At 72.0% G+C, this 23,333-nt stretch carries 24 protein-coding genes; 15 read left to right on the top strand and 9 right to left on the bottom strand.

Translation table 11 applies throughout. From position 1 onward, the window contains the following. Positions 1 to 79: 79 nt before the first annotated feature. Positions 80 to 1,303, top strand: a complete 1,224-nt coding sequence (locus tag ACZ67M_RS22530; protein WP_361361683.1) for a cytochrome P450 — start codon at positions 80 to 82, stop codon at positions 1,301 to 1,303. On the opposite strand, the gene ACZ67M_RS22535 is transcribed toward ACZ67M_RS22530, so the two are convergent. The 3 genes from ACZ67M_RS22535 to ACZ67M_RS22545 are packed head-to-tail and all read right to left on the bottom strand — an operon-like array spanning position 1,286 to position 4,129. Then, the gene (locus ACZ67M_RS22535) at positions 1,286 to 1,555 is read right to left on the bottom strand and encodes a hypothetical protein (protein ID WP_361361685.1); all 270 of its coding nucleotides are present in this window, start codon (positions 1,553 to 1,555) and stop codon (positions 1,286 to 1,288) included. The genes ACZ67M_RS22530 and ACZ67M_RS22535 overlap by 18 nt on opposite strands. A 46-nt stretch (positions 1,556 to 1,601) precedes the next feature. After that, positions 1,602 to 3,209, bottom strand: a complete 1,608-nt coding sequence (locus ACZ67M_RS22540; RefSeq protein ID WP_469852437.1) for an ABC transporter permease — start codon at positions 3,207 to 3,209, stop codon at positions 1,602 to 1,604. After that, positions 3,206 to 4,129 carry an ABC transporter ATP-binding protein gene (locus ACZ67M_RS22545; RefSeq protein WP_469852439.1) on the bottom strand — a complete coding sequence of 308 codons (924 nt, stop codon included), beginning with the start codon at positions 4,127 to 4,129 and terminating at the stop codon, positions 3,206 to 3,208. The genes ACZ67M_RS22540 and ACZ67M_RS22545 overlap by 4 nt, the downstream gene beginning before the upstream one ends. 73 nt (positions 4,130 to 4,202) lie before the next feature. On the opposite strand from ACZ67M_RS22545, the gene ACZ67M_RS22550 reads away from it, so the two are divergent. Beyond that, positions 4,203 to 4,709: a GbsR/MarR family transcriptional regulator gene (locus ACZ67M_RS22550; RefSeq protein ID WP_361361691.1), complete on the top strand. Its 507-nt coding sequence runs from the start codon at positions 4,203 to 4,205 to the stop codon at positions 4,707 to 4,709. A 115-nt stretch (positions 4,710 to 4,824) separates the two neighbouring features. Here the strand turns inward: ACZ67M_RS22550 and ACZ67M_RS22555 are convergent, their stop codons facing one another. Beyond that, a complete protein-coding gene (locus ACZ67M_RS22555; protein ID WP_469852440.1) occupies positions 4,825 to 5,751 on the bottom strand; it encodes a diacylglycerol kinase family protein in 927 nt (308 codons plus the stop codon). 185 nt (positions 5,752 to 5,936) lie between these two features. Here ACZ67M_RS22555 and ACZ67M_RS22560 point away from each other — a divergent pair, with 185 nt between their 5' ends. The 5 genes from ACZ67M_RS22560 to ACZ67M_RS22580 all read left to right on the top strand — a co-directional run bounded on the left by ACZ67M_RS22560 (position 5,937) and on the right by ACZ67M_RS22580 (position 9,413). Next, positions 5,937 to 7,220 carry an adenylosuccinate synthase gene (locus ACZ67M_RS22560; protein WP_122616763.1) on the top strand — a complete coding sequence of 428 codons (1,284 nt, stop codon included), beginning with the start codon at positions 5,937 to 5,939 and terminating at the stop codon, positions 7,218 to 7,220. A 65-nt stretch (positions 7,221 to 7,285) separates the two neighbouring features. Next, positions 7,286 to 7,807, top strand: coding sequence for a DUF3515 family protein (locus tag ACZ67M_RS22565; protein ID WP_469852442.1), 522 nt, complete (start codon positions 7,286 to 7,288; stop codon positions 7,805 to 7,807). A gap of 74 nt (positions 7,808 to 7,881) precedes the next feature. Further along, positions 7,882 to 8,079, top strand: a complete 198-nt coding sequence (locus ACZ67M_RS22570; RefSeq protein WP_361361697.1) for a hypothetical protein — start codon at positions 7,882 to 7,884, stop codon at positions 8,077 to 8,079. A gap of 117 nt (positions 8,080 to 8,196) precedes the next feature. Beyond that, a complete protein-coding gene (locus ACZ67M_RS22575) occupies positions 8,197 to 9,069 on the top strand; it encodes a sigma-70 family RNA polymerase sigma factor (protein ID WP_469852444.1) in 873 nt (290 codons plus the stop codon). 53 nt (positions 9,070 to 9,122) lie between these two features. Next, positions 9,123 to 9,413 (top strand): hypothetical protein, encoded by a 291-nt coding sequence (locus ACZ67M_RS22580; RefSeq protein WP_122616767.1) that lies wholly within the window; start codon positions 9,123 to 9,125, stop codon positions 9,411 to 9,413. A gap of 20 nt (positions 9,414 to 9,433) precedes the next feature. Here the strand turns inward: ACZ67M_RS22580 and ACZ67M_RS22585 are convergent, their stop codons facing one another. The 3 genes from ACZ67M_RS22585 to ACZ67M_RS22595 form a co-directional block, all read right to left on the bottom strand. After that, entirely contained in the window at positions 9,434 to 10,084 is a 651-nt protein-coding gene (locus ACZ67M_RS22585) for a hypothetical protein (protein ID WP_361361701.1), read from the bottom strand. Positions 10,085 to 10,191: 107 nt separating this feature from the next. Further along, positions 10,192 to 10,914 carry a GntR family transcriptional regulator gene (locus ACZ67M_RS22590; protein WP_361361703.1) on the bottom strand — a complete coding sequence of 241 codons (723 nt, stop codon included), beginning with the start codon at positions 10,912 to 10,914 and terminating at the stop codon, positions 10,192 to 10,194. A gap of 157 nt (positions 10,915 to 11,071) precedes the next feature. Further along, complete coding sequence (locus ACZ67M_RS22595) at positions 11,072 to 12,427, bottom strand: aspartate aminotransferase family protein (RefSeq protein ID WP_122616770.1); 1,356 nt, start codon at positions 12,425 to 12,427, stop codon at positions 11,072 to 11,074. Positions 12,428 to 12,639: 212 nt separating this feature from the next. On the opposite strand from ACZ67M_RS22595, the gene ACZ67M_RS22600 reads away from it, so the two are divergent. After that, positions 12,640 to 14,397 (top strand): serine/threonine-protein kinase, encoded by a 1,758-nt coding sequence (locus tag ACZ67M_RS22600; protein ID WP_392237450.1) that lies wholly within the window; start codon positions 12,640 to 12,642, stop codon positions 14,395 to 14,397. A gap of 206 nt (positions 14,398 to 14,603) precedes the next feature. Here ACZ67M_RS22600 and ACZ67M_RS22605 read toward each other — a convergent pair whose 3' ends face one another. Next, positions 14,604 to 15,368 (bottom strand): SLATT domain-containing protein, encoded by a 765-nt coding sequence (locus ACZ67M_RS22605; protein WP_361362023.1) that lies wholly within the window; start codon positions 15,366 to 15,368, stop codon positions 14,604 to 14,606. A gap of 230 nt (positions 15,369 to 15,598) precedes the next feature. Here ACZ67M_RS22605 and ACZ67M_RS22610 point away from each other — a divergent pair, with 230 nt between their 5' ends. From ACZ67M_RS22610 to ACZ67M_RS22630, 5 genes are all read left to right on the top strand, one after another. Further along, the gene (locus tag ACZ67M_RS22610; RefSeq protein ID WP_079163602.1) at positions 15,599 to 15,943 is read left to right on the top strand and encodes a YbaB/EbfC family nucleoid-associated protein; all 345 of its coding nucleotides are present in this window, start codon (positions 15,599 to 15,601) and stop codon (positions 15,941 to 15,943) included. A gap of 73 nt (positions 15,944 to 16,016) precedes the next feature. After that, positions 16,017 to 16,616 (top strand): recombination mediator RecR, encoded by a 600-nt coding sequence (recR, locus tag ACZ67M_RS22615; RefSeq protein ID WP_122616772.1) that lies wholly within the window; start codon positions 16,017 to 16,019, stop codon positions 16,614 to 16,616. Continuing rightward, a complete protein-coding gene (locus tag ACZ67M_RS22620; RefSeq protein ID WP_114528541.1) occupies positions 16,609 to 17,268 on the top strand; it encodes a DUF5063 domain-containing protein in 660 nt (219 codons plus the stop codon). The genes recR and ACZ67M_RS22620 overlap by 8 nt, the downstream gene beginning before the upstream one ends. Positions 17,269 to 17,347: 79 nt before the next feature. Further along, positions 17,348 to 18,163, top strand: a complete 816-nt coding sequence (locus tag ACZ67M_RS22625; RefSeq protein ID WP_361361708.1) for a DUF5753 domain-containing protein — start codon at positions 17,348 to 17,350, stop codon at positions 18,161 to 18,163. Next, entirely contained in the window at positions 18,156 to 18,341 is a 186-nt protein-coding gene (locus ACZ67M_RS22630) for a DUF397 domain-containing protein (RefSeq protein ID WP_469852447.1), read from the top strand. The genes ACZ67M_RS22625 and ACZ67M_RS22630 overlap by 8 nt, the downstream gene beginning before the upstream one ends. Before the next feature lie 76 nt (positions 18,342 to 18,417). Here the strand turns inward: ACZ67M_RS22630 and ACZ67M_RS22635 are convergent, their stop codons facing one another. After that, complete coding sequence (locus tag ACZ67M_RS22635) at positions 18,418 to 20,652, bottom strand: FG-GAP repeat domain-containing protein (protein WP_469852449.1); 2,235 nt, start codon at positions 20,650 to 20,652, stop codon at positions 18,418 to 18,420. A 302-nt stretch (positions 20,653 to 20,954) separates the two neighbouring features. On the opposite strand from ACZ67M_RS22635, the gene ACZ67M_RS22640 reads away from it, so the two are divergent. Then, a complete protein-coding gene (locus ACZ67M_RS22640; protein WP_064729024.1) occupies positions 20,955 to 22,232 on the top strand; it encodes an aspartate kinase in 1,278 nt (425 codons plus the stop codon). Then, positions 22,232 to 23,299 (top strand): aspartate-semialdehyde dehydrogenase, encoded by a 1,068-nt coding sequence (locus ACZ67M_RS22645; protein ID WP_469852450.1) that lies wholly within the window; start codon positions 22,232 to 22,234, stop codon positions 23,297 to 23,299. Before ACZ67M_RS22640 ends, ACZ67M_RS22645 begins: the two co-directional genes overlap by 1 nt. Positions 23,300 to 23,333 lie beyond the last annotated feature (34 nt).

Here is a 23,333-nt window from a genome sequence, read left to right on the forward strand (position 1 = left end):
GACCGCGAGGGGCAGCGGCGGGCCGGCGCCGGACCGGCGGCCTCTGGTCAGCGTCGATGCCACCGGCTAGCGTCCGTCCATGGCCGCCATCGACAGCTCCGCGCGCTTCGACCCGTGGGACCCCGCGTTCGTCGCCGACCCCTACCCCGCCTTCGCCGAGCTGCGGGACCGGGGCCGGGTGCACTACTACGAGCCGAGCGACCAGTGGCTGGTCCCGCACCACGCGGACGTCTCGGCGCTGCTGCGCGACCGGCGGCTGGGCCGGACCTACCAGCACCGTTTCTCGCACGAGGAGTTCGGCCGCACCCCGCCCCCGCCGGAGCAGGAACCCTTCCACACGCTCAACGACCACGGGATGCTCGACCTGGAGCCACCGGACCACACCCGGATCCGGCGCCTGGTGTCGAAGGCGTTCACGCCGCGCACGGTGGAGCGGCTGAAGCCGTACGTGCGCGCGCTGGCGGACGACCTGGTCGCCGGGGTGGTGGCGGCGGGCGGCGGCGATCTGCTCACCGACGTGGCCGAGCCCCTGCCGGTCGCGGTGATCGCCGAGATGCTGGGCATCCCGGAGGCCGACCGGGCCCCCTTGCGGCCCTGGTCCGCGGACATCTGCGGGATGTACGAGCTGAACCCGTCCGAGGAGACCGCGGCGAGGGCGGTACGTGCCTCGCTCGACTTCTCGGACTACCTGCGCGGGTTGATCGCCGCCCGCCGCAAGGAACCCGGCGAGGACCTCGTCTCCGGTCTGATCGCGGCCCACGACGAGGACGACGACCGCCTCACCGAGCAGGAGATGATCTCGACCTGCGTGCTGCTCCTGAACGCCGGTCACGAGGCCACGGTGAACGCGACGGCCAACGGCTGGCTGGCCCTGTTCCGCAACCCGGACCAGCTGGCGGCCCTGCGCGCCGACCACTCCCTCGTCCCGACCGCGGTCGAGGAGCTGATGCGCTACGACACCCCGCTCCAGATGTTCGAGCGCTGGGTGCTGGACGAGATCGAGATCGACGGGACGGTGATCCCGCGCGGCGCCGAGGTGGCGCTGCTCTTCGGCTCCGCCAACCACGACCCTGCGGTGTTCGCCGACCCGGACCGTCTCGACCTCGCCCGCCGGGACAACCCGCACATCTCCTTCAGCGCCGGCATCCACTACTGCATCGGCGCGCCGCTCGCCCGGATCGAACTCGCGGCGTCCATGACGTCCCTGCTGGAGCGGGCCCCGACGCTGCGGCTCGCGGCGGAACCGGAGCGGAGGCCGAACTTCGTGATGCGGGGCCTGACGGGGCTACCCGTGCACCTGTGAGCGCTCGCGACCTCGCCCGCGCCGCGAGAGCAGCCAGGCACCCAGCCCCCACACCAGGCCGGGCAGGACCGCGCCGGCCACCACCACGAGAGGCAGTTCGACGAGGGCGGCGCCGAAGTCCTGCCCGTTGTTCTCGAACTTGCGGCCCAGATGCCGTTGCGTGCGATCGGATGCCCCCCACAGCCACAAGGCGCCTATGGCTCCCGCCGCCGAGACCACACATCCACCACACGTCACCGCATCTCGCTTCATGCCGATCAGGACGCCGAAGGCCCGCCCTCCGGTTCGCCGCACCGGCTCAGGTGCTCATGTCCCGCCTCCGCAGCCCCGCCAGCCCCGCCGCCACCAGCACCCCCGCGATCAGCAGCAGCACCAGCACCGGTGACCAGCTCATCTCCCCGCCCGGCAGCTTGGGCAGATGACCGAACGGCGAGACGTCCAGCACCGCCTGCGGCACGTCCAGCGCCGGTCCCACCCAGCCGATCAGCAGCACCGCTCCCGCGATGCCCCACGCGGCGACCGCGCCCCGCGGCAGCACCCCGTGCAGCAGCACCGCCGCCCCGCCGATCACCCACACCGCGGGCAGCTGCACGAGGCACGCACCGAGGATCGCCCCGGCGTCCCGCCCGTAGCCGGCCGCGAAACCGGCGCCGGCGAGCAGCATGATGAGCGCCGCGCCGCCGAAGGCGACGACGAGGTGTCCCGCCGCCCACCGCAGCCGCCCCACGGCGCCCGCGAGCACCGGCTCCGCGCGCCCGGACGTCTCCTCGCCGCTGAGCCGCAGCACCGACGCCACGACGTAGAGCGCGGCGACCAGTCCGAGCATCCCGACCATCGCCGACACGAACGCGTCAGTGATCTGAGCCTGTCCGCCCATCCGCTCGATGATCCGGCGGGCCTGCTCGTTGTCCCCGACCAGGTCCGCCGCGCCCTCCGTCATCCCTCCGTACACCAGACCGGCGAGGAGGAAGCCGACGCTCCAGCCGAGGACGCTGCCCCGTTGCAGCCGCCAGGCCAGCGCACCGGCCGTCGCCAGGCGCCCGGTGGCCGGTCCCGGCCGGGTCGGCAGGAAGCTCATGCCGAGGTCCCGGCGCCCGGCGAGCCCGTAGGCCACCGCGCCCTGCACCACCGCCGCGCCGGCGATCAGCGCCAGCACCCACCACCGTTCGCCGGCGAAGGGCCGCAGGTTCTCCAGCCACCCGAGCGGCGACAGCCACGTCAGCACCGACGAGCCGTCGACCGTCGCGGAGTCACCGGCGGCGCGCAGCACGAAGGCCCCGCCCAGCACCCCGGCCGTCAGCCCCCGGGCCAGCCGCGCGCTCTCGGTCAGCTGGGCGACGATCGCGGCCATGGTCGCGAAGAGCATCCCGACACCCGCGACGCCCAGACCGAAGGCCACCGCTCCGGCCGCCCCCCGTCCGGCGAGTCCGGCGGTCACGAGCAGCGCGAGGGCGGCGTTCGCGACCGCCGCCGCGAGCAGGGCCGCCGTCAGCGAGGCGCGGCGGCCGACCATGCCGGAGGCGACGACCTCCTGCCGTCCGCTCTCCTCCTCGTCGCGGGTGTGCCGTACGACGACGAGCAGGCTCGTGACGGCGGCGAGCGCGGCGGCGTACACGCCGACCCGCCAGGCGGTGAGGGCGCCCAGGCCGTCGTCGAAGAGCGGGCCGACCATGGCGCGCAACGAGGAGTTGGTCTCCATCTGCCGTACCAGGTCGGCGCGTTCGGCGGCGGTGCCGTACAGGCCCTCGATGGTGCCCGGCATGGACAGGACCATGAGGGCGTTCACCGCGACCCAGACCGGGATCATCACCCGGTCCCGGCGCAGCGCGAACCGCAACAGTGTGCCGGTGCCGGCCAGTTGGCGCGAGCCGCCCGGCCGGGCCCCGAGGGCGGCGCCGGCGGTCATCGCGCCGCCACCTCCTCGGCCTCCTCGCCGATGGCGTCCTCGGCCTGGTAGTGCCGCAGGAACAGCTCCTCCAGCGTCGGCGGCGTCGACGTCAGCGACCGCACGCCCGACTCGCTCAGCGACCGGAGTACGGCGTCCAGTTTGTCGGTGTCGACCTGGAGCCGGACCCGGTGGCCCCGGACGTCGAGGTCGTGCACGCCGGGCAGACCCGCCAAGCCGTTGGGCGCACCCGCGAGTTCGGCGCTCACGCTGGTGCGGGTCAGATGGCGCAGCTCGGCGAGCGAGCCGCTCTCCACGGTCCGTCCGTTGCGGATGATGCTGACGCGGTCGCACAGCTCCTCGACCTCGCTGAGGATGTGGGAGGAGAGCAGCACCGTCCGGCCGCGCTCGCGCTCCTCGGCCACGCACCGCTGGAAGACCTCCTCCATCAACGGGTCGAGCCCGGAGGTGGGTTCGTCGAGGATCAGCAGGTCGACGTCGGAGGCGAAGGCGGCGACGAGCGCGACCTTCTGCCGGTTGCCCTTGGAGTACGTGCGCCCCTTCTTGGTCGGGTCCAGCTCGAACCGCTCGACCAGTTCCGCCCGGCGCGCCTTGTCCAGGCCGCCGCGCAGCCGCCCGTAGAGGTCGATGACCTCGCCGCCGGAGAGATTGCGCCACAGGGTCACGTCGCCGGGCACGTAGGCGATCCGCCGGTGCGCCTCCACGGCGTCGGTCCACGGGTCGCGGCCCAGCACCTGGGCGGCACCGGAGTCGCCGCGCAGCAGGCCGAGCAGGACGCGGATGGTGGTGGACTTGCCGGCGCCGTTGGGGCCGAGGAAGCCGTGCACCTCGCCCGTCTCGACCTCCAGATCGAGCCCGTCCAGCGCGTGCGTCCGCCCGAACGACTTGTGGAGCCCGGAGACGCTGATTGCCTTCGTCATGATTCGGAAAGTACAGTGATTTCACAAATTTGTGAAGTTAAGAAACCGTCAGGATGTGAGGGATGATCGAGGGATGAGCGAAGCAGCGCAGGCGCGGGGCGCGGGGCGCGACCCCGAGGCGGTGTCGAAGTTCGTCGAAGGCTTCGCGGCCCAGCTCGTCGAGGCGGGGATGCAGCGGATGCCGGCCCGGGTCTTCGCCGCGCTGCTGGCCTCCGACTCGGGCTCACTGACCTCGGCGGAACTGGGTGAGAGCCTCCAGGTCAGCCCGGCCGCCGTCTCCGGCGCCGTGCGCTACCTCTCGCAGCAGCACATGGTCTCCCGCGAGCGCGAACCCGGCTCCCGGCGGGAGCGGTACCGGGTGCACAGCAACCAGTGGTACGAGGCCCTCACCAACCGCGAAACCATCATCAAGCGCTGGGAGAGCGCCCTGCGCGAGGGCGTCGCGAGCCTGGGCGCGGAGACCCCGGCGGGCCGCCGCATGTCGGAGACGCTGGCCTTCTTCGAGTTCGTCGACGGCGAGATCGCCGCGATGATGGAACGCTGGCGCACCCACCGGGAAAAGGTCTTCGGCACCCCCTGACCACCGGCACCCGCCGACGGCGAGGACGCCCCACAGGGGCCACCCGCACCCGACAACGCATGCCGCACGGGTGATGCGGGTGGGAACGACACATGCCGAAGGCGAAGCCGAGGCGTCACACCACCGGCAACGTCAACCCCCACGCCCCCTCCCGCACCGTCCACGTCCGAGTCCGCACCGGCCCGGAAACCACCGCATCCGCGCGATAGCGAAAGTGCGCCCCCGAAACCGTCACCGTCCGCCCACTCCCCGTAAGCGGCACCGTCACCGACTCCGCCCCCACGGGCACCGGACGCACCTCCACCACGGCCATCCCCGAAGGGCCCGGTATCAAGGACACCGCCTCGACCGGCTGATCGAAGTCCACCAGCGTCGCCCCGTCCACCTCCACCCGCAGCCGGGCCGGCGTCCCACCCGCCCCCGACGCCACCGCCGCCCTCGCGGGCCGCGAGGCCGCGAGGTTCCGCACGAGCGACTGGCAGGTCCGCAGCCAGGGACGGCCCACCCCGGATTCCCCGCGCACCCCGTCCGCGCCGGCGTCCTCAAAACGTTCCCGAGGGCCGCCGGAGGCAACCGGCGGAATCCCCACCGCCCCCAGCACCACCCCGTCGCTGTCGTCGACGAGCAGGTCGAGGCGCCGTTCGGTGCCGTCCAGCACGGCCCGGGCCGCCGCCACCGCCCCGGTGGGCAGCCCCAGCGACCGGGCGAGGCCCAGCGCCGAACCCACCGGCACCACCGACAGCGCGCATCCCGCCAGCTCCCGCCGCCGGTGCAGCAGGCCCACCGCCCGCAGCAGCGCACAGTCGTCACCGACCACCACGGGCCGCCGCGAACCACGCCGTCCGAGCGCCCGCGCGAACTCCTCCGGGTCGTCCGGCAGACACACCTTCGTACCCGCCGCACCCGCGCTGAGCACGTCTTTCGCGATCCGGACGGACTCCCCGTCGGCCCTCCGGGCGACCGGATCGACGACCACCAGAAGCTGGTCGGGCCTCGCGGAGGAGTTCGTGGAAGAGCTCACGGAAGTCGCCACCTCGGCCATGCCTCGCTTCCTCGGGTAGCATCTTTGTGCAAGAGCCCCTTGCGCTATTGCGCCAGGGGCTTCGTCTATTCCGGGGCATCCGGTCCGACGGTTGGCGGCCAACGACGGTCGCGGTGTACGTGGCTCAAGACCGCCGCGTACTCCCTCGACCTTGGACATGCCCCGCCCGGAAGGGGTGTACGCGCGTGCCCGCACTTGTGCTGCTCGGTGCTCAGTGGGGTGACGAAGGCAAGGGAAAGGCGACGGACCTGCTCGGTGGTTCCGTCGACTATGTGGTGCGCTACCAGGGCGGCAACAACGCCGGCCACACGGTAGTCGTGGGCGATCAGAAGTACGCCCTTCACCTGCTCCCTTCCGGAATCCTGTCTCCCGGCTGTACGCCGGTCATCGGTAACGGTGTCGTTGTCGACCCGTCGGTCCTGTTCTCCGAGCTGAGCGGGCTGAACGAGCGCGGCGTCGACACGTCCAAGCTCCTGATCAGCGGAAACGCGCACATCATCACGCCGTACAACGTGACCGTCGACAAGGTGACGGAACGCTTCCTCGGCAAGCGCAAGATCGGCACCACCGGCCGCGGCATCGGCCCGACCTACGCCGACAAGATCAACCGCGTCGGCATCCGCGTCCAGGACCTCTACGACGAGTCGATCCTCACCCAGAAGGTCGAGGCGGCGCTGGACGTCAAGAACCAGATGCTCACCAAGCTCTACAACCGCCGGGCGATCGCCACCGGCCAGGTCGTCGAGGAGCTGCTGGCGTACGCGGACAAGCTCGCCCCGTACGTCGCCGACACCGTCCTGGTCCTCAACCAGGCCCTGGACGACGACAAGGTGGTCCTCTTCGAGGGCGGCCAGGGCACGCTGCTCGACATCGACCACGGCACGTACCCCTTCGTCACCTCCTCGAACCCGACCGCGGGCGGCGCCTGCACCGGCGCCGGCGTGGGCCCGACGAAGATCAGCCGGGTCATCGGCATCCTCAAGGCGTACACGACCCGCGTCGGCGCCGGTCCCTTCCCGACCGAGCTGTTCGACGAGGACGGCGAGGCCCTGCGCCGCATCGGCGGCGAGCGGGGCGTCACCACCGGCCGCGACCGCCGCTGCGGCTGGTTCGACGCGGTGATCGCCCGCTACGCCACCCGCGTCAACGGCCTCACCGACTTCTTCCTCACCAAGCTCGACGTCCTCACCGGCTGGGAGCAGATCCCGGTCTGCGTGGCGTACGAGATCGACGGCAAGCGCGTCGAGGAGCTGCCGTACTCGCAGTCCGACTTCCACCACGCGAAGCCGGTCTACGAGACGCTGCCCGGCTGGAGCGAGGACATCACCAAGGCGAAGTCCTTCTCCGACCTGCCGAAGAACGCCCAGGCGTACGTGAAGGCGCTGGAGGAGATGTCCGGCGCCCCGATCTCCGCGATCGGCGTGGGCCCGGGCCGGGACGAGACGATCGAGGTCAACTCGTTCCTGTAGGAGACTGAGGGCAGCTGTAGGAGACCGCGGGAATCCGCGGACGTAGGGCGACGGAGCGAGTGGACATGCGGATCGGCAACCTTCTCCCCGTCGCCCTGCGCCGAAAGCCCGCCACCCGGACGTGGATCTGGCTGGCCGTCGCCGTCGTCGCCGTGACCGGCGGGCTCTTCTACGTCGACGGCCACCGCGTCTCCGCCGCCCCGCACGCGGACGACGCCAAGTGCGACAAGGTCGTCTCCCGTCTGCCGGACGGCATACCCGGCGCCGCACGCGACTGGGCCCTGGGCGACGGGGTCGCGTCCTGGGGCGGCCAGAAGGCGGTCTTCCGGTGCGGAGCCGAGGAACTGCAGCCGAACATCAACCTCTGCGTCACCGTCGACGGCGTCGACTGGGTCCTCGACGAGGACCGGCTGAAGCGCGACGGCGTGAGCGTGCTGCGGACGTACGGCCGCTCACCGGCCGTGGAGTTCACGTACGACGGTCCGCGCGAGGAGGTGGGCGGGATCCTCACCGCGCTGGACCCCGCCGTGCGGTGGATCCCGCAGCAGCGCAAGTGCATCGGCCTGGACGACGCCGACGTCCTCTAGCCCTTCGCCCGGCCGCCCTTCGTTCGGCCCCCTCCGCCGGGCGCCGGCCCGGACGGTGGTGTCGGATCGAGGGCATGACCGACCGCTACAGCACCGCTTCCTGCCAGGGCCCGTACGGCGGCACCGGGCCGGGCGACTGCGGCGACCCGGTCCGCTTCGAGGTCGCCCGGCATCTGCGCACCCCGCTGCTCGTGTGCCCCGTACACCTGGGCCCCTCGCTGCTGCTGGCCGAGGGCGTGCTGTGGCCGCCGGGGATCACCCTGGTGCGGTGAGAAGGCCGGGAGGCCGCCGGGGGAGCGCGCACGCCGGAGTGGTTGACTGGGGCGACCCGCCCACGAGGGCGCGGGGACGCGGAAGGAAGCCGTACGGTGCCCGGACGATCCGACGAAATGGCGCGTCAGTTCGAGCTTGACCGGCCCCGGCTGCGGGCGGTCGCGTACCGGATCCTCGGCTCCCTCGGCGAGGCCGACGACGCCCTCCAGGACGCCTGGCTGCGGGCCGACCGCACGGACACCTCCGACGTGGCGAACCCCTCCGGCTGGCTCACCACGGTCGTCGCCCGGGTCTGCCTCAACATGCTCCGCGCCCGCGCGGGCCGCCGCGAGGAGCCGCTGGAGGACGTGCTCCCCGGCTCCCGATCCGGCCCACGGTCCGGCCCCCGGCCGGCCGATCCGGAGGAGGAGGCCCAGCTCGCCGACTCCGTCGGGATCGCGCTGCTGATCGTCCTGGACACCCTGGGCCCGGCCGAACGGCTCGCGTTCGTGCTGCACGACATGTTCGACGTGCCCTTCGACGACATCGCCGAGATGCTCGCCAAGACCCCCGCGGCCACCCGCCAGCTGGCCAGCCGCGCCCGCCGCCGGGTCCGGGGCGTCCCCGCGCCGGTCGCCGACCCGCCCCGCCGGCGCCGCGCGGTCGACGCCTACCTGGCGGCCACCCGCGGCGGCGACTTCGACGCGCTGGTCTCGCTGCTCCACCCGGACGTCGTCCTGCGCGCCGACGCCGCGGTCATTCCGACGCCCGAGCCCGTCACCGTGTCCGGCATGGAGCCGGTGGCCAGGGGAGCGATGGCCTCGATGGCCAGGGCGCAGTCCGCCGCCGTCGTCCTCGTCGACGGCCTGGCCGGCATCGCGACCGCCGTACACGGCCGGCTGGGCGTGGTCCTCCGCTTCACCTTCGCGGACGACGACCGCATCACCGGCATCGACGTGGTCGCGGAGCCGGAACGCCTGAACGAACTGGACATCACGGGCGTAAGCTGAGGGCGTGCACGCTGAGTTCGTACACGTCGCGTCGGCAGAAGAAGGTGAGTGCGATGCGCGTGCTGCTCAAGGCGACGCTGGACACGGAGAAGGCGAACGAGGCGCTCCGCAGCGGGAAGCTGCCCGAGCTGATCAGCCGGACGCTCGACCACGTCAAGCCGGAGGCCGCCTACTTCGGCCCCCTGGGCGGTAGGCGGACGGCCCTGATGGTCTTCGACATGCAGGACAGCTCGGAGCTGCCGTCCACCGGCGAGCCGTTCTTCACCGAGCTGAACGCCGAGGTCGAGGTATCTCCGATCATGAACGCCGACGAACTGCGCAAGGGCCTCTCCCAGCTCGGCTGACCGGAGCCGGACCGCCCCGGTCAGCTGAAGACGATCATCGATCCCTGTGCCAGGCTCCGCGTGGCCGCCGCGTGCAGGCCCAGCCACACGTGGCGCTCCCGGGCGAAGGGACTGGAGTCGTAGGGCGCGGGCACGGCCGGCTCCTCCAGCTCCGTCGGCGCGAGCGGCGGCTGCGGCGGCGCCGGGGGGTTGGCGGGGTCGATGCCGAGGGCCGGGGCGACGGACTCCAGCTCCCGCAGCAGGGCGTGCGAAGAGCCCAAGGGCCCGCCGCCCGCGAGGAGTTCGTCGTTGGCGAGCGGGTGCGGGAAGTCGACCGGGACGTAGGCGCCCGCGTGGTCGTAGTGCCAGACCAGGTGCGACTGCTGGGCCGTCGACTCGAACATCTCCAGCAACTGCTCGTAGTCACCGCCGAGTTCGTCCACCGGTGTCACCGGCAGCCCGCACACCTGGAGCAGATACGCGCGGCGCAGGAAATGCAGCGCGTCGTAGTCGAAACCGGCCACCGGCCCGACCTCGCCGGTGAGCCCCGGCATGTACTGGTACACCGGCACCGGCGGCAGTCCGGCCTCGGCGAGCACCTTGTCGTATTGCGCGAGTTCTTCGGCGAACGGGTTGTCCGGCGTGTGGCACAAGACGTCGACGAGCGGTACCAGCCACAGGTCACAGGCCAAAAGAGGACTCCTCACACAGCACAGCGGGTCAGGAAAGGGTAGTCGGTGCGTGTCGCGTGCAGGTCCCATACCCATCTGGCGCCCGACCACGACACCTCAGCCGTTGGTCATCCCCCGCCGGCCCCCAGGTCGTCCCGGCCGAGCCGCTCGATCAGCGCGAGCGAGTGGGCGTTGTAGGCGTGCACCAGCGACCGCGCGCCCGGCACGTCGCGGCGGCCGAGGGCGTCGACCAGCTCGGTGTGCCCGGACCACAGCGCGCCGCGCAGCTCGCTGAGCCGGCGCAGGTGCTGCACCGTGCACACCCACGACTGCACGCGCAGCCGGTGCAGGAAGTCGGAGAGGTAGGCGTTGCCGAACAGGACGGCCAGCTCGCGCCAGAACCGCAGGTCGTAGCCGATGAGGACGGTCAGGTCACCGGCCGCGGCGGCGCGCTGCGCCTCCTCGCCCCGGCGCCGTACTCCGGCGAGGGCGGCGGCGACGCGCGGGTCGTCCGGATCGGGGCCGCCCTCCAGGTCCCCGGCGAGGGACAGGAACATCCCGTCGGTCACCAGGTTGCGGGCCTCGACCATGCCGCGGAAGTCGTCGACCGAGTACTCGTGCACCCGGAAGCCCCGGTGGTGGTCGGCGTCCAGGAGCCCTTGCGCGGACAGGTCGACCAGGGCCTCCCGCACGGGCGTCGCGGACACCCCGTACTGCTCGGCGATCTCCTTGACGGTGAACTCCTGCCCCGGCTGGAGCCTGCCGGCCAGCACCTCGTCGCGGAGCGCGTCGGCGATCTGCTGCCGCAGGGTGCTGCGCGTGACGGCACCGGTGCCGCTGGGGCCGGGCATGGGCGGGCGTCTCCTCGTCGCGGGCGGGGCGTGCGCGCCCCGGGGCGGGCGCGCAGGGTTCGCACACATGTCTACGGTGTACGAGCACGCCACCATACGCGCCGATGCCCCCTCCCTGCCCGCAAGCGGGCAGGGACTTCCCGGTGTACTCCTGCCGCTACTCGGTGTACTCGTCCGCCACGGACAGCGCCGTGTCCAGGACCTCCAGGCCCTCCTTCAGCTCGGCCTCCGAGATGTTGCACGGCGGCACGACGTGCGTGCGGTTCATGTTCACGAACGGCCACACGCCGTGGGACTTGGCGGAGGCGGCGAACGCGGACATGGGGGTGGCCGCCTGCCCGGTCGCGTTGTAGGGCACCAGGGGCTCCCGGGTCTCCCGGTTCTTCACCAGGTCCAGCGCCCAGAACATGCCGGTGCCACGCACCTCGCCCACGCTGGGGTGCCGTTCGGCCAGCTCGCGCAGGGCCGGCTCGACGACCTCGGCACCGAGCCGCGCCGCGTGCTCGACGATGCCCTCCTCCGCCATCACGTTGATCGTGGCGACGGCGGCGGCGCAGGCCAGCGGGTGCCCGGAGTAGGTCAGGCCGCCCGGGTAGGGGCGCTCGGCGAACGTCTCGGCGATCTTCGCGGAGATGGCGACACCGCCCAGCGGCACGTACCCCGAGTTCACGCCCTTGGCGAAGGTCATCAGGTCGGGCACGACGTCGTACAGGTCGGCCGCGAACCACGTACCGGTCCGCCCGAACCCGGCCATGACCTCGTCCAGCACGAAGACGATGCCGTACTTGTCGCAGATCTCGCGGACCCCGGCGAGGTAACCGGCCGGCGGCATCATGATCCCCGCCGTGCCCGGGACCGTCTCCAGGACGATCGCGGCGACGGACGCCGGACCCTCGAAGGCGATCGTCGTCTCCAGGTGCTCCAGCGCCCGCGCGCACTCCTGCTCCTCGGTCTCGGCGTAGAAGCGCGAGCGGTACAGGAAGGGGCCCCAGAAGTGCACGACACCCGCGGTGCCGCTGTCGGAGGCCCAGCGGCGCGGGTCGCCGGTGAGGTTGATCGCCTGCTGGGTGCCGCCGTGGTACGAGCGGTACGCCGACAGCACCTTCGGCCGCCCGGTGTGCAGCCGCGCCATGCGCACGGCGTGCTCGACGGCGTCGGCGCCGCCGTTGGTGAAGAAGATCTTGTCCAGGTCGCCGGGCGTCCGCTCGGCGATCAGCCGGGCCGCCTCCGAGCGCGCCTCGACGGCGAACGCGGGCGCGAACGTCGTCATCTTCGCCGCCTGCTCCTGGATCGCGGCGACGACCTTGGGGTGCTGGTAGCCGATGTTGGTGTAGACGAGTCCGCTGGCGAGGTCGAGGTAGCGCTTGCCCTCGTAGTCCCAGAAGTACGATCCCTCGGCGCCGGCGACGGCGAGCGGGTCGATGAGCTCCTGGGCGGACCAGGAGTGGAAGACGTGCGCGCGGTCCGCGGCCTTCACGGCGGCGCCGGCCTGGAGGTGGGGCTCAGGAGTCATGCGGCCGAGGGTAGATGTCCGCGATGCGGAAACGGAATCGGCGTCCTGTCTGCGGTCCGGGCCTTTCCACGACAGGTTGTCGACGTGCGGGCACCCCGTCACGGACAAGACCCCCTCGGACAGGTACCCCCTCGGACAAGACCCCCTCCTCGGAGGGGGCGCCCGCACTATCCTCGCTCTGTTGCGCACGTTCGGGGGAAGGCGGCGGCGACATGCACGAGCTGGGGGACGGGGATCCACAGCACATCGGGGCGTACCGGCTGCTGGGGCGGCTGGGCGCGGGCGGTATGGGCCACGTCTACCTGGCCCGCTCGGACCGCGGGCGCACGGTCGCCGTGAAGCTGGTCCGCGAGGAGCTGGCCGCGCTGGAGGAGTTCCGGGAGCGCTTCCGGCAGGAGGTCCAGGCCGCCCGCCGGGTCGGCGGCCACTGGACCGCGCCCGTGCTGGACGCCGACACCGAGGCCGCCGTGCCGTGGCTGGCCACCGGGTACGTGGCGGGCCCCAGCCTCCAGCAGGTCGTCGGGCACGACCACGGCGCCCTGCCCGAGCGGTCGGTCCGCATCCTGGGGGCCGGTCTCGCGCACGCCCTCCAGGACATCCACGCCGCCGGGATCGTCCACCGCGACCTCAAGCCGTCCAACGTGCTCGTCACCATCGACGGGCCCCGCGTCATCGACTTCGGCATCGCGCGCGCCCTCCAGACGGTCACCGACGGCGGGCTCACCCGCACCGGGGCGCTCGTCGGCTCGCCCGGTTTCATGGCGCCGGAGCAGGTGCGCGGCGACCGGATCACGCCCGCCTGCGACGTCTTCTGCCTCGGCTCCGTCCTCGCCTACGCCGCCACCGGCGCGCTGCCCTTCGGCACCGCCGGCAGCGGCGTGCACGCCCTGATGTTCCGCATCGCGCAGGAGGAGCCCGACCTCGACGGTGTGCCCGAGGGCCTCGCCGACCTGGTGCGCGACTGCCTGAAGAAGGACCCCGCCGCGCGCCCCGTCCTCGCCGAGGTCCTGGAGCGCACGGGCGCGCAGGACACGGTCACCGAAGGACGCTCCCGCGATCCGTGGCTGCCCGGCGCCCTGGTCGCCCAGCTCGGCCGGCACGCCGTACGGCTGCTGGACACGGAGAATCCGGAGGCGCCGGACGGCACCTCCCCGCTCCCGCAGGCACCCGTGGCGGGACCCCCGCCACCGCGTGAGCCGGGCAGCGGCGGCGCGGGCGGGGGAGCCCCGCTGAACCACCTCCCCACGCTGGTCGCGGGCCAGACCCCGCCCTCCACACCCCCGCCCGCCCACGGGTACGCCGTCCCGGCCCCGGCCTGGAACGCGCCGCCGCCCTCCGGCCACCCGCAGCCGTACGGCGCCGGCGGCCCGACCCCGCCCTACGGGCCGCCGCCGTACGGCCCGCCCTACGACCCGCCCCGCGGAGGCCGCTCCACCGCGCTGCTGATCGCCGTCGCCCTGGTCGTCGCGCTCGGCGCCGGCGGCTCGGTCTACGCCCTGATGAGCGGGGGCGGCGACGACCGGGCCGACGGCGACCCCAGGCCCACGCCGACGGCCTCCGTGTCCCGGAGCACGGACGGGTCGGCTCCCACCGTCGACGCCGACCAGCAGACCCGTGACGGCACGATCCCGACGGCGTACCTGGGCACGTGGGCCACCACCATCGACAACGCCTCCGGCGTCCACACCCGCACGCTGACCATCCGGCAGGGCGAGGTGGGCGACACGGTCCTGTCCCTCGCCGCCGACGGCCCCGCGGGCAACGGCACCTACCACTGCGTCTTCGAGGCCGACCTGACCGACACCCCGGGCCCCGAGGGCCCCGTGACGGTCGGCCCCTCCACGGTGACCACGGGCCCGTCCACCACCTGCACCCCGGGCGCCCCCACGGAGATCGCCCTCCTGCCGAACGGCGCCCTGCAACGCACGAACACGACGACGGGCGAAATCCTGACGTACACCCGCCAGTAGCCCCCACCCAGCTGCGGGCAATCGTGCCGCTGGGGCGGCACGGGTGGGCGCAGCGGCACCCGGCCAGCGCCGGCCCGCGACACCCACCCCCGGCCCACCACAGCGCCGGTCACTCCCTGGCCGACCTCACCACACCAACCTCACCCGCGAACCCAGCGCACGTCACCGCGATCCCAGCGCCACGGCACCGCGAACCCAGCGGCGCGTCACCGCGGCTCCGGCGGCCGCTGCCGAGGCATGTTCGGCCGAGCCCCGTTCGCAGGCGCCGAGAACCGCCCCGCCCCGGCCACCCCCGCCTCCGAGGACCGGCCGCCCGCCATCGAGCCCCCCACCCCCGACTGCAACCCCAGCGGCGCCACCCCGGACCGGAAGTCCACCATCCAGTCCGCCGTCTCCGCCCGCACCAGCTCCGTCACGTCCTCCGAGAACCGCCGCAGCACCAGCAGACACCGCTCCGCCGCCTCGCTCGCCGTCCCGTCCGCCGGCCCCAGCACCTCCCGCACGCTCTCCGAAGCCCAGTCGAACTGGAGCGCCTGGAGCCGCCGCTGCACCGCCTGCGCCGTGGCCACGTCCCGCATCCACCCGGACGTGACCCCGAAATACCGGTCCCCGGCCACGCAGGCCACCGCGACCAGCAGCGCCAGATACCCCCAGGGAGCGACCCCGCCCACCACCCCGGACATGTCGAGCAGCGGCAACGCGGCCCCCGCGACCGCCCCCACCGCCGCCCCGCCCCGCAGCAGCACGGCGCCCCGCCGCTTCCAGACCCGGTCGGCCAGATACCAGGCCGCCGTGTCCAGCGCACCCCGCTCCACCCACCGGTACAGCTCGTCCAGCCGGTCGGCGGGCAGCGCCCAGTCGCCGAGCGGAAACGCCCGTCCGGCCAGGTCGCCCGGCCGCGCCCCGGCCGCCCCCTGCTCGCCCCGCCCGTCCTGCGGCGGCCCCTCGGGCTGCCTCTCCGGCTGACCCACCCGGCACTCCCTACTGCTCACCGTCCGCTCCTGCTCGGAACCCTTCCTACCGCCCAATGGGTGGCGAAACCGTGGGTTCCGTCGTCTTTCCGCCCAGAAGAGGCCCTTGATCAGGTATAGGACTGGGGCGACATCACTCGAAAGAGTGCTGGGGCGAGGGCCGCCCGGACCACGTAGGCTCGTGCCGAACGGGAAAAATCCGCGACGAGCCGTAGCGACAGGAGCTGAACGTGATCCCCGGTGGTGGCCAGCCCAACATGCAGCAGTTGCTCCAGCAGGCCCAGAAGATGCAGCAGGACCTCGCCCGGGCCCAGGAGGAACTGGCACAGACCGAGGTCGAGGGCCAGGCGGGCGGCGGCCTGGTGAAGGCGACGGTCACCGGCTCCGGCGAGCTGCGCGGCCTCGTGATCGACCCGAAGGCGGTGGACCCCGAGGACACCGAGACCCTCGCCGACCTGGTCGTCGCCGCCGTCCAGGCGGCCAACGAGAACGCGCAGACCCTCCAGCAGGAGAAGCTCGGACCCCTCGCCCAGGGCATGGGCGGCGGCAGCGGCATCCCCGGCCTGCCTTTCTGAGTTCGCCTTTCTCAGACCGGCGGAAGCCATCTACCGTACGTAGTGCAGGAACCTCAGGAAGGACGGCAGTCCGTTGTACGAAGGCGTGGTCCAGGACCTCATCGACGAGCTCGGGCGCCTGCCCGGCGTCGGTCCCAAGAGCGCGCAGCGGATCGCCTTCCACGTCCTCCAGGCGGAACCGACCGACGTACGACGGCTCGCCCAGGCCCTCATGGAAGTGAAGGCAAAGGTCCGCTTCTGCGCGACCTGCGGGAACGTGGCGCAGGAGGAGCAGTGCAACATCTGCCGCGACGCCCGGCGCGACCCCGCCGTGATCTGCGTGGTGGAGGAACCGAAGGACGTCGTCGCCATCGAGCGCACCCGTGAGTTCCGCGGGCGCTACCACGTGCTCGGCGGCGCGATCAGCCCGATCGACGGGGTCGGCCCCGACGACCTCCGCATCCGTGAACTGCTGGCCCGCCTGGCCGACGGCACGGTGACGGAGCTGATCCTGGCCACGGACCCGAATCTGGAGGGCGAGGCCACGGCCACGTACCTCGCCCGCATGATCAAGCCCATGGGCCTCAAGGTCACCCGCCTGGCCAGCGGCCTCCCGGTGGGTGGGGACCTGGAATACGCGGACGAGGTGACTCTCGGCCGCGCCTTCGAGGGGAGACGACTCCTAGATGTCTGACGCCACGCTGCACGCGACCAACCAGAACCCCGACGACTTCGCGGTCCAGATCGCGGACCAGATCGAAAGCTTCCTGGTCGCGGTCACGGAAGTGGCCAAGGGCGACGAACCGGACTCGGCCGTCCCCTTCCTCCTCCTGGAGGTCTCCCAGCTGATGCTGGCCGGCGGCCGCCTGGGCGCCCACGAGGACATCGTCCCCGACGAGCGCTACGAGCCCGACCCGGGCCCGGAGCTCGACGTCGACGAACTCCGCGAGAACCTCGCCCGCATCCTCGAACCCGTCGACGTCTACTCCGAGGTCTTCGACCCCTACGAGCCGCGCAAGGCCCCGGTCCCGGCCCGCATCTCGGACGACCTCACCGACGTCATCACCGACCTCCGCCACGGCATGGTCCACTACAAGGCCGGCCGCACCACGGAGGCCCTGTGGTGGTGGCAGTTCTCCTACTTCTCCAACTGGGGCTCCACCGCCTCCGCCACCCTGCGCGCCCTCCAGTCGATCGTCGCCCACGTCCGCCTCAACCAGCCCCTGGCCGCCCTCGACGGCCTGGACACCGACGAGGACCTCGGCGACGACACCCTGGAGACCGAGGCCGGCCGGGTCATGGTGGAGGAGATCGCGGGACCACTGGGACTGCGTCCGGTGAAGTGACGACCTCACCCGTCCCGGTCACACACGGCCACCGTCGTCTATACCCTCGGTAGTCCACGACTTGCCGGAGGTGGACGCTGTGCCGGTACCGAACGACAACTCCCGGCCACCCGCGGCCTGGTGCTACAGCGGCAACCAGATCAGACGCTGGCGCACCCTGGCCAACGTCAGCCGCGAGGCCCTGGCGGCAGCCGCCAACTACGCTCCCGAGACCATCTCGTCCATGGAACGCGGCGTACGGATGCCGTCACCCCGCCTCCTCGACATCGCGGACGAACTCTGCGGCGCCCAGGGCATGCTGAGCGCGGCGAAGGAGTACGTCCGCAGGGAGCGGTACTCCGCGCGGGCGGTCGACTTCATCGAGCGGGAGCGGGAGGCGACGAGCCTGTGGTGGTACGAGGTCGCCCTCGTCCCAGGCCTGTTGCAGACGCGGACCTACGCGCAAGCACTGATCGACAACCGCATCCCGCCCCTGGACGAGGAGACCGTGGCGGAGCGGGTCGCGGCTCGGATGGAGCGGCAGGCGATCCTCACCGAGCGAAAGCCGCCCGTGGGGCTCAGCTTCGTCATGTACGAGGCCGTGCTGCGCAGCCCGTTGGTGGACGAGGCCCAGCTGCTGCGCCTGCTCGAGGTATCCCACATGCGCAATGTCGTCGTGCAGGTGCTCCCCTTCGGGCAGGCCTTCAGCGACGCCCTCATGGGACCGATGGTGCTGGTGGAGGGGCGGGATCACGAGCGACTGGCCTTCATGGAGGGCGCGTTCGCCAGCGAACTTTCGGCCGATCCGGGTGTTGTCAGCCGCGTCACTGAGCGACTAAGCATGATCCGCACGCGGGCCCTCGACCCCGACGAGACGGCCCGCCTCATCGAGCGGATGGTGGGTCGGCGTGAGTGATCAGTTGAAGTGGTTCAAGTCGAGCTACAGCGACAACGAGGGCGGCGCATGCGTCGAGGTCGCCCACGACGACGCCATCCACATCCGCGACTCCAAGTCCGCCCCGTCCGGCCCCGAACTCCAGATCTCGCCCTCCACCTGGTCGGCGTTCATGGCCGCAGTTCAGCCCGGAGCTTGAGCCCCGGGACCAGGGCTCTTTCCGGGCTGCGGGAGACCGTCCGGCCCGGAAGCGAGCCCGGGCCGGACGGCACGCGTCAGGAAAGCGCCGTCGGGTCCGGCTGGGTCGCGAAGAAGGTGGTGGCCTGGCGGCCCGCGAAGGGCGCGCGCCAGTCGCCGGTACCCGGGTAGAAGTACTGCTCGGCGTAGGTTCCGCCCGCGTACAGGTCGGGGTGCCCGTCGTGGTTGGCGTCGCCGATGCCCACGGTGTCGCCGTACGCGTCCCAGCCGCCGCCGATCCGGGTGCGGGTGGCGAAGGTGCCGTCGCCCTTGCCGAGGTGGAGCCACAGCACGCCGGAGGTGTCGCGGGCGATCAGGTCTCCCGCACCGGCGCCGCCGATGTCGCCCGTCGCGGTGATCTGGTTGTAGACGCCGTAGCCCGTACCGGCCTCGACCCGCCCGGCGAAGGGTGCGCGCCAGTCACCGGTGCCCTCGTAGAGCCACAGGGTGCCGTCCTTGTCGGTGGCCAGCAGGTCGGCCCTGCCGTCGTTGGTGACGTCGCTTCCCGCGGCGATCTTGTCGTAGACGCCCCAGCCGCCGCCGACGCGGGCGCGGGTGGCGAAGGTGCCGTCACCCTTGCCGAGGTAGAGCCAGAGCACGCCCTCCTTGTCGCGGGCGACGAGGTCTCCCGTGGCCGCGCCGCCGATGTCACCAGTGGCCTCAGTACGGTCGTAGGTGTTCCAGCCGCCGCCGACGAGTACGTCGGTGCCGGAGATCAGCCTGCCCTCCCCGTCGAGGCGTTCGAAGTGGGAGTCCGAGCGCCACATGCGGCCCGAAGCGTCCCGTGCCAGCAGGTCGGGGCTGCCGTTGTCGGTGAAGTCGTGCGGCGCGTCGGCCGAGCGGACGACCTTGAACGTACCGGTCTCGGTCAGCGCCGGGCCGATGCCGTTGATCGGCCGGGCCGAGATCTCCCACGTGTAGTCGCCGTTGGGGGCGCTGATCGGTTCGGAGCCGAGGTCGCCCGACCAGACGAAGCCGAAATCGGGTGACGAGGTGTCGGATATCCCCACGGTGGTGGTCTCGCGGGTACGGACGTGGCGCAGGGTCACCCTCCCCTCCGCATTGTTCCTGGAGAGTGTCCACCGGAAGTCGAAGAGGCCGGAGTTGCGGCTGAGGTCCACGACGTCGGGGACGTTGTGGCCGGCCAGGGTGAGCTTCGTCGGCTCTCCGGTGCGCGCCACGAGGGTGGTGGTGGGTTCCCCGCCGTTCACGCCGGGTGAGAAGCGGTAGAGCCCCTCGCCTTCGGCGACGGTGCCGCCGCGGAGGTAGAGCGTGCCGTCGGGGGAGGTCTCGGCGGAGGTGAAGTGGTCCAGGAGCTTGGTGTCCACCTTGCGCTTCAGGTCGTGGGCCACCGGGGCGTGGAGCGCGTTCGGCCATTCGGCGGTGAGCCCGAAGCGCTCGCCGAACACGAGGTGGTCGCCTTGGAGCCCGATCTCGATCTGGGTCGTGCGGGAGGTCATGAGCGGGACCCGCTGGGTCTCTCCGGTGGCACGGGTACGGACCACCACGCTCGGCGGAATCTCGCCCCCACCGCTGTCGACCCAGGCGACGTACGTGGCGGAGACGGCGATGTCCCCGGTGCCCGCGGGCCGGGTCGACCGGCCGGTTTCGGTCACGGCACCGGTCGCGAGGTCGATCAGGCCCCAGTACCGTACGGACGCGCCGGTGCTGTAGGTGACGAGGGCGTGGGTGGACGTGCCCGGCCGGACGCTGAGTGCGCTCGCGTCGCCCGGGAGGCCGGTCACCGGGACGGACGCGTCGTCCATGGTGTGCATGCGCAGCCCGGAGCTCTCCGAGGCCCTGGAGTCCGTGCTGAAGACCGCCCGGCCCGCGGCACCCGCGTAGCGGACACCGGCGGCGTGATCGAGAGGGAGGCGGAAGACCTCCTGGCCGGTCGCCAGGTCCCGCAGCGCGATGTGGGCGAGATCGGAGTGTACGGCGGCCAGATCCCCGTACCCGGTGGCCAGGACGGAGGCCGCGGAGGGCAGGGCGGACACGGCGCCGTCGGACGCCCGCACCCACGCGTGGCCGCCCGCCGCGCTGTCCAGCGTCAGGTAGCCCGAAGCCGTGGCTCCGACGATCCTTTGGCCGGTCGGGAACGCGATGACGGACTCGGCTGCCGACCGGGCCTGCATCGCGGCGGCTTGAGCCGTCCCGCCCGGAGACATCGCGTGCGGAGCCGCGACGGCTGCGCCGGTGAATCCGGCGGTGACGGCGAGAACGGCGGCGACGGCGGTCGCGAGCCGACGTCTGGACGAACGTGCGTGAGACAAGGTGGTGACCCTCCCCGGAGCGTGGCGCACCGGCGCGCCACAGCCCTCAGACTCACCACCCGCCCCAAGGGTTGCGCTCCCCGCAGGTGCGGGCTTTACGGAACGGAAAGACACTTGTGAACGTGTGACACGCCGCACTTTCCCGAGTGACGCGTCTCCGGTTGGGCATGAGCCAGCCTGAGCGAGTACCCGGGTCTCACCATGCGATACCGCAGAGGCGAGACCCGGACGCTCGGTAAAATGAGCCGACCGCAGTACATATACGTACGTGCGGAAAGAGACGGATTGAGCGAGGAGCGCACGTGGGCCTTGTCGTGCAGAAGTACGGAGGCTCCTCCGTAGCCGATGCCGAGGGCATCAAGCGCGTCGCCAAGCGGATCGTGGAAGCGAAGAAGAACGGCAACCAGGTGGTCGCCGTCGTTTCCGCGATGGGCGACACGACGGACGAGCTGATCGATCTCGCCGAGCAGGTTTCCCCGATCCCTGCCGGGCGTGAACTCGACATGCTGCTGACCGCCGGAGAGCGTATCTCCATGGCGCTGCTGGCCATGGCGATCAAAAACCTGGGCCACGAGGCCCAGTCGTTCACCGGCAGCCAGGCCGGAGTCATCACCGACTCGGTCCACAACAAGGCCCGGATCATCGACGTGACCCCGGGGCGCATCAAGACCTCGGTGGACGAGGGCAACGTCGCCATCGTGGCCGGCTTCCAGGGCGTCAGCCAGGACAGCAAGGACATCACCACGCTCGGGCGTGGCGGGTCCGACACGACGGCCGTGGCCCTCGCCGCCGCGCTCGACGCGGACGTCTGCGAGATCTACACCGACGTCGACGGCGTGTTCACCGCCGACCCGCGCGTCGTGAAGAAGGCGAAGAAGATCGACTGGATCTCCTTCGAGGACATGCTGGAGCTCGCGGCCAGCGGTTCCAAGGTGCTCCTCCACCGCTGCGTGGAGTACGCCCGCCGGTACAACATCCCGATCCACGTCCGGTCCAGCTTCAGCGGACTCCAGGGCACGTGGGTCAGCAGCGAGCCGATCAAGCAAGGGGAAAAGCAGGTGGAGCAGGCCCTCATCTCCGGAGTCGCACACGACACCTCGGAGGCCAAGGTCACGGTCGTCGGCGTGCCGGACAAGCCGGGCGAGGCCGCCGCGATCTTCCGGGCGATCGCGGACGCCCAGGTCAACATCGACATGGTCGTGCAGAACGTGTCCGCCGCCTCCACGGGCCTGACGGACATCTCCTTCACCCTGCCGAAGTCCGAGGGCCGCAAGGCCATCGACGCGCTGGAGAAGAACCGCGCCGGCATCGGCTTCGACTCGCTGCGCTACGACGACCAGATCGGCAAGATCTCGCTGGTCGGCGCGGGGATGAAGAGCCACCCGGGCGTCACCGCCGACTTCTTCACGGCGCTCTCCGACGCCGGGGTGAACATCGAGCTGATCTCGACCTCCGAGATCCGCATCTCGGTCGTCACCCGCAAGGACGACGTGAACGAGGCCGTGCGCGCCGTGCACTCCGCCTTCGGTCTCGACTCCGACAGCGATGAGGCAGTCGTCTACGGGGGCACCGGCCGCTGATGTCCGTCACCGCACGGGACGGGCGGCCCACGCTCGCCGTCGTGGGCGCGACCGGTGCCGTCGGCACGGTCATGCTCACCATCCTGTCCCAGCACGCGGACATCTGGGGCGACATCCGCCTGATCGCCTCGCCGCGCTCGGCCGGCCGCAAGCTGGCCGTGCGCGGTGAGGAGGTCGAGGTCGTCGCGCTCACCGAGGAGGCCTTCGACGGCGTCGACGTCGCCATGTTCGACGTCCCCGACGAGGTCGCCGCGCGGTGGGCGCCGATCGCCGCCGCCAAGGGCGTGGTGGTGGTCGACAACTCCGGCGCGTTCCGGATGGACCCGGACGTGCCGCTCGTCGTGCCCGAGGTCGATCCGCACGCGGTGCGGATGCGGCCGCGCGGCATCGTCGCCAACCCCAACTGCACGACCCTCTCCATGATCGTGGCGGCGGGCGCGCTGCACGCCGAGTTCGGGCTGCGCGAGCTGGTCGTCTCCTCGTACCAGGCGGTCAGCGGCGCGGGCCGGGAGGGCGTGGACACGCTGCGCCGGCAGCTGTCCCTGGTGGCCGGCACCGAGCTGGGGACGCACCCCGGTGACGTGCGGCGGGCCGTCGGCGACGACACCGGGCCGTTCCCGGAGCCGGTCGCGCTGAACGTCGTACCGTGGGCCGGGTCGCTGCGCGAGGACGGCTGGTCGTCGGAGGAGATGAAGGTGCGGGACGAGTCCCGCAAGATCCTCGGGCTGCCGCAGCTTCCGGTGGCGGTGACGTGTGTACGTGTCCCCGTCGTCACCACCCACTCCCTGACCGTGCACGCCCGTTTCGAGGGCGAGGTCACCGTCGACCGGGCCCGGGAGATCCTGGCCACCGCGCCCGGCGTGGTCCTCTTCGACAACCCGGCCGCGGGGGAGTTCCCCACCCCCGCCGATGTGGTCGGCACCGACCCCACCTGGGTGGGGCGGGTACGGCGGGCGCTGGACGACCCGACGGCGCTGGAACTCTTCGTCTGCGGGGACAATCTGCGCAAGGGCGCCGCCCTGAACACCGCGCAGATCGCGGAGCTGGTGGCCGCCGAGTTCGCCTGAACCCCCATCAGGCCCCATTCAACGGGCGAAAAGC

It is taken from the genome of Streptomyces sp. NPDC107500 (assembly GCF_055582785.1).

What these genes read in the sequence shown, in the direction of transcription:
- ACZ67M_RS22530 (WP_361361683.1), top strand. Translation starts at nt 80, where the DNA reads ATGGCCGCCATCGACAGCTCCGCGCGCTTCGACCCGTGGGACCCCGCG.
- ACZ67M_RS22535 (WP_361361685.1), bottom strand. Translation starts at nt 1,555, where the DNA reads ATGAAGCGAGATGCGGTGACGTGTGGTGGATGTGTGGTCTCGGCGGCG.
- ACZ67M_RS22540 (WP_469852437.1), bottom strand. Translation starts at nt 3,209, where the DNA reads ATGACCGCCGGCGCCGCCCTCGGGGCCCGGCCGGGCGGCTCGCGCCAA.
- ACZ67M_RS22545 (WP_469852439.1), bottom strand. Translation starts at nt 4,129, where the DNA reads ATGACGAAGGCAATCAGCGTCTCCGGGCTCCACAAGTCGTTCGGGCGG.
- ACZ67M_RS22550 (WP_361361691.1), top strand. Translation starts at nt 4,203, where the DNA reads ATGAGCGAAGCAGCGCAGGCGCGGGGCGCGGGGCGCGACCCCGAGGCG.
- ACZ67M_RS22555 (WP_469852440.1), bottom strand. Translation starts at nt 5,751, where the DNA reads ATGGCCGAGGTGGCGACTTCCGTGAGCTCTTCCACGAACTCCTCCGCG.
- ACZ67M_RS22565 (WP_469852442.1), top strand. Translation starts at nt 7,286, where the DNA reads ATGCGGATCGGCAACCTTCTCCCCGTCGCCCTGCGCCGAAAGCCCGCC.
- ACZ67M_RS22570 (WP_361361697.1), top strand. Translation starts at nt 7,882, where the DNA reads ATGACCGACCGCTACAGCACCGCTTCCTGCCAGGGCCCGTACGGCGGC.
- ACZ67M_RS22575 (WP_469852444.1), top strand. Translation starts at nt 8,197, where the DNA reads ATGGCGCGTCAGTTCGAGCTTGACCGGCCCCGGCTGCGGGCGGTCGCG.
- ACZ67M_RS22580 (WP_122616767.1), top strand. Translation starts at nt 9,123, where the DNA reads ATGCGCGTGCTGCTCAAGGCGACGCTGGACACGGAGAAGGCGAACGAG.
- ACZ67M_RS22590 (WP_361361703.1), bottom strand. Translation starts at nt 10,914, where the DNA reads ATGCCCGGCCCCAGCGGCACCGGTGCCGTCACGCGCAGCACCCTGCGG.
- ACZ67M_RS22595 (WP_122616770.1), bottom strand. Translation starts at nt 12,427, where the DNA reads ATGACTCCTGAGCCCCACCTCCAGGCCGGCGCCGCCGTGAAGGCCGCG.
- ACZ67M_RS22600 (WP_392237450.1), top strand. Translation starts at nt 12,640, where the DNA reads ATGCACGAGCTGGGGGACGGGGATCCACAGCACATCGGGGCGTACCGG.
- ACZ67M_RS22620 (WP_114528541.1), top strand. Translation starts at nt 16,609, where the DNA reads ATGTCTGACGCCACGCTGCACGCGACCAACCAGAACCCCGACGACTTC.
- ACZ67M_RS22645 (WP_469852450.1), top strand. Translation starts at nt 22,232, where the DNA reads ATGTCCGTCACCGCACGGGACGGGCGGCCCACGCTCGCCGTCGTGGGC.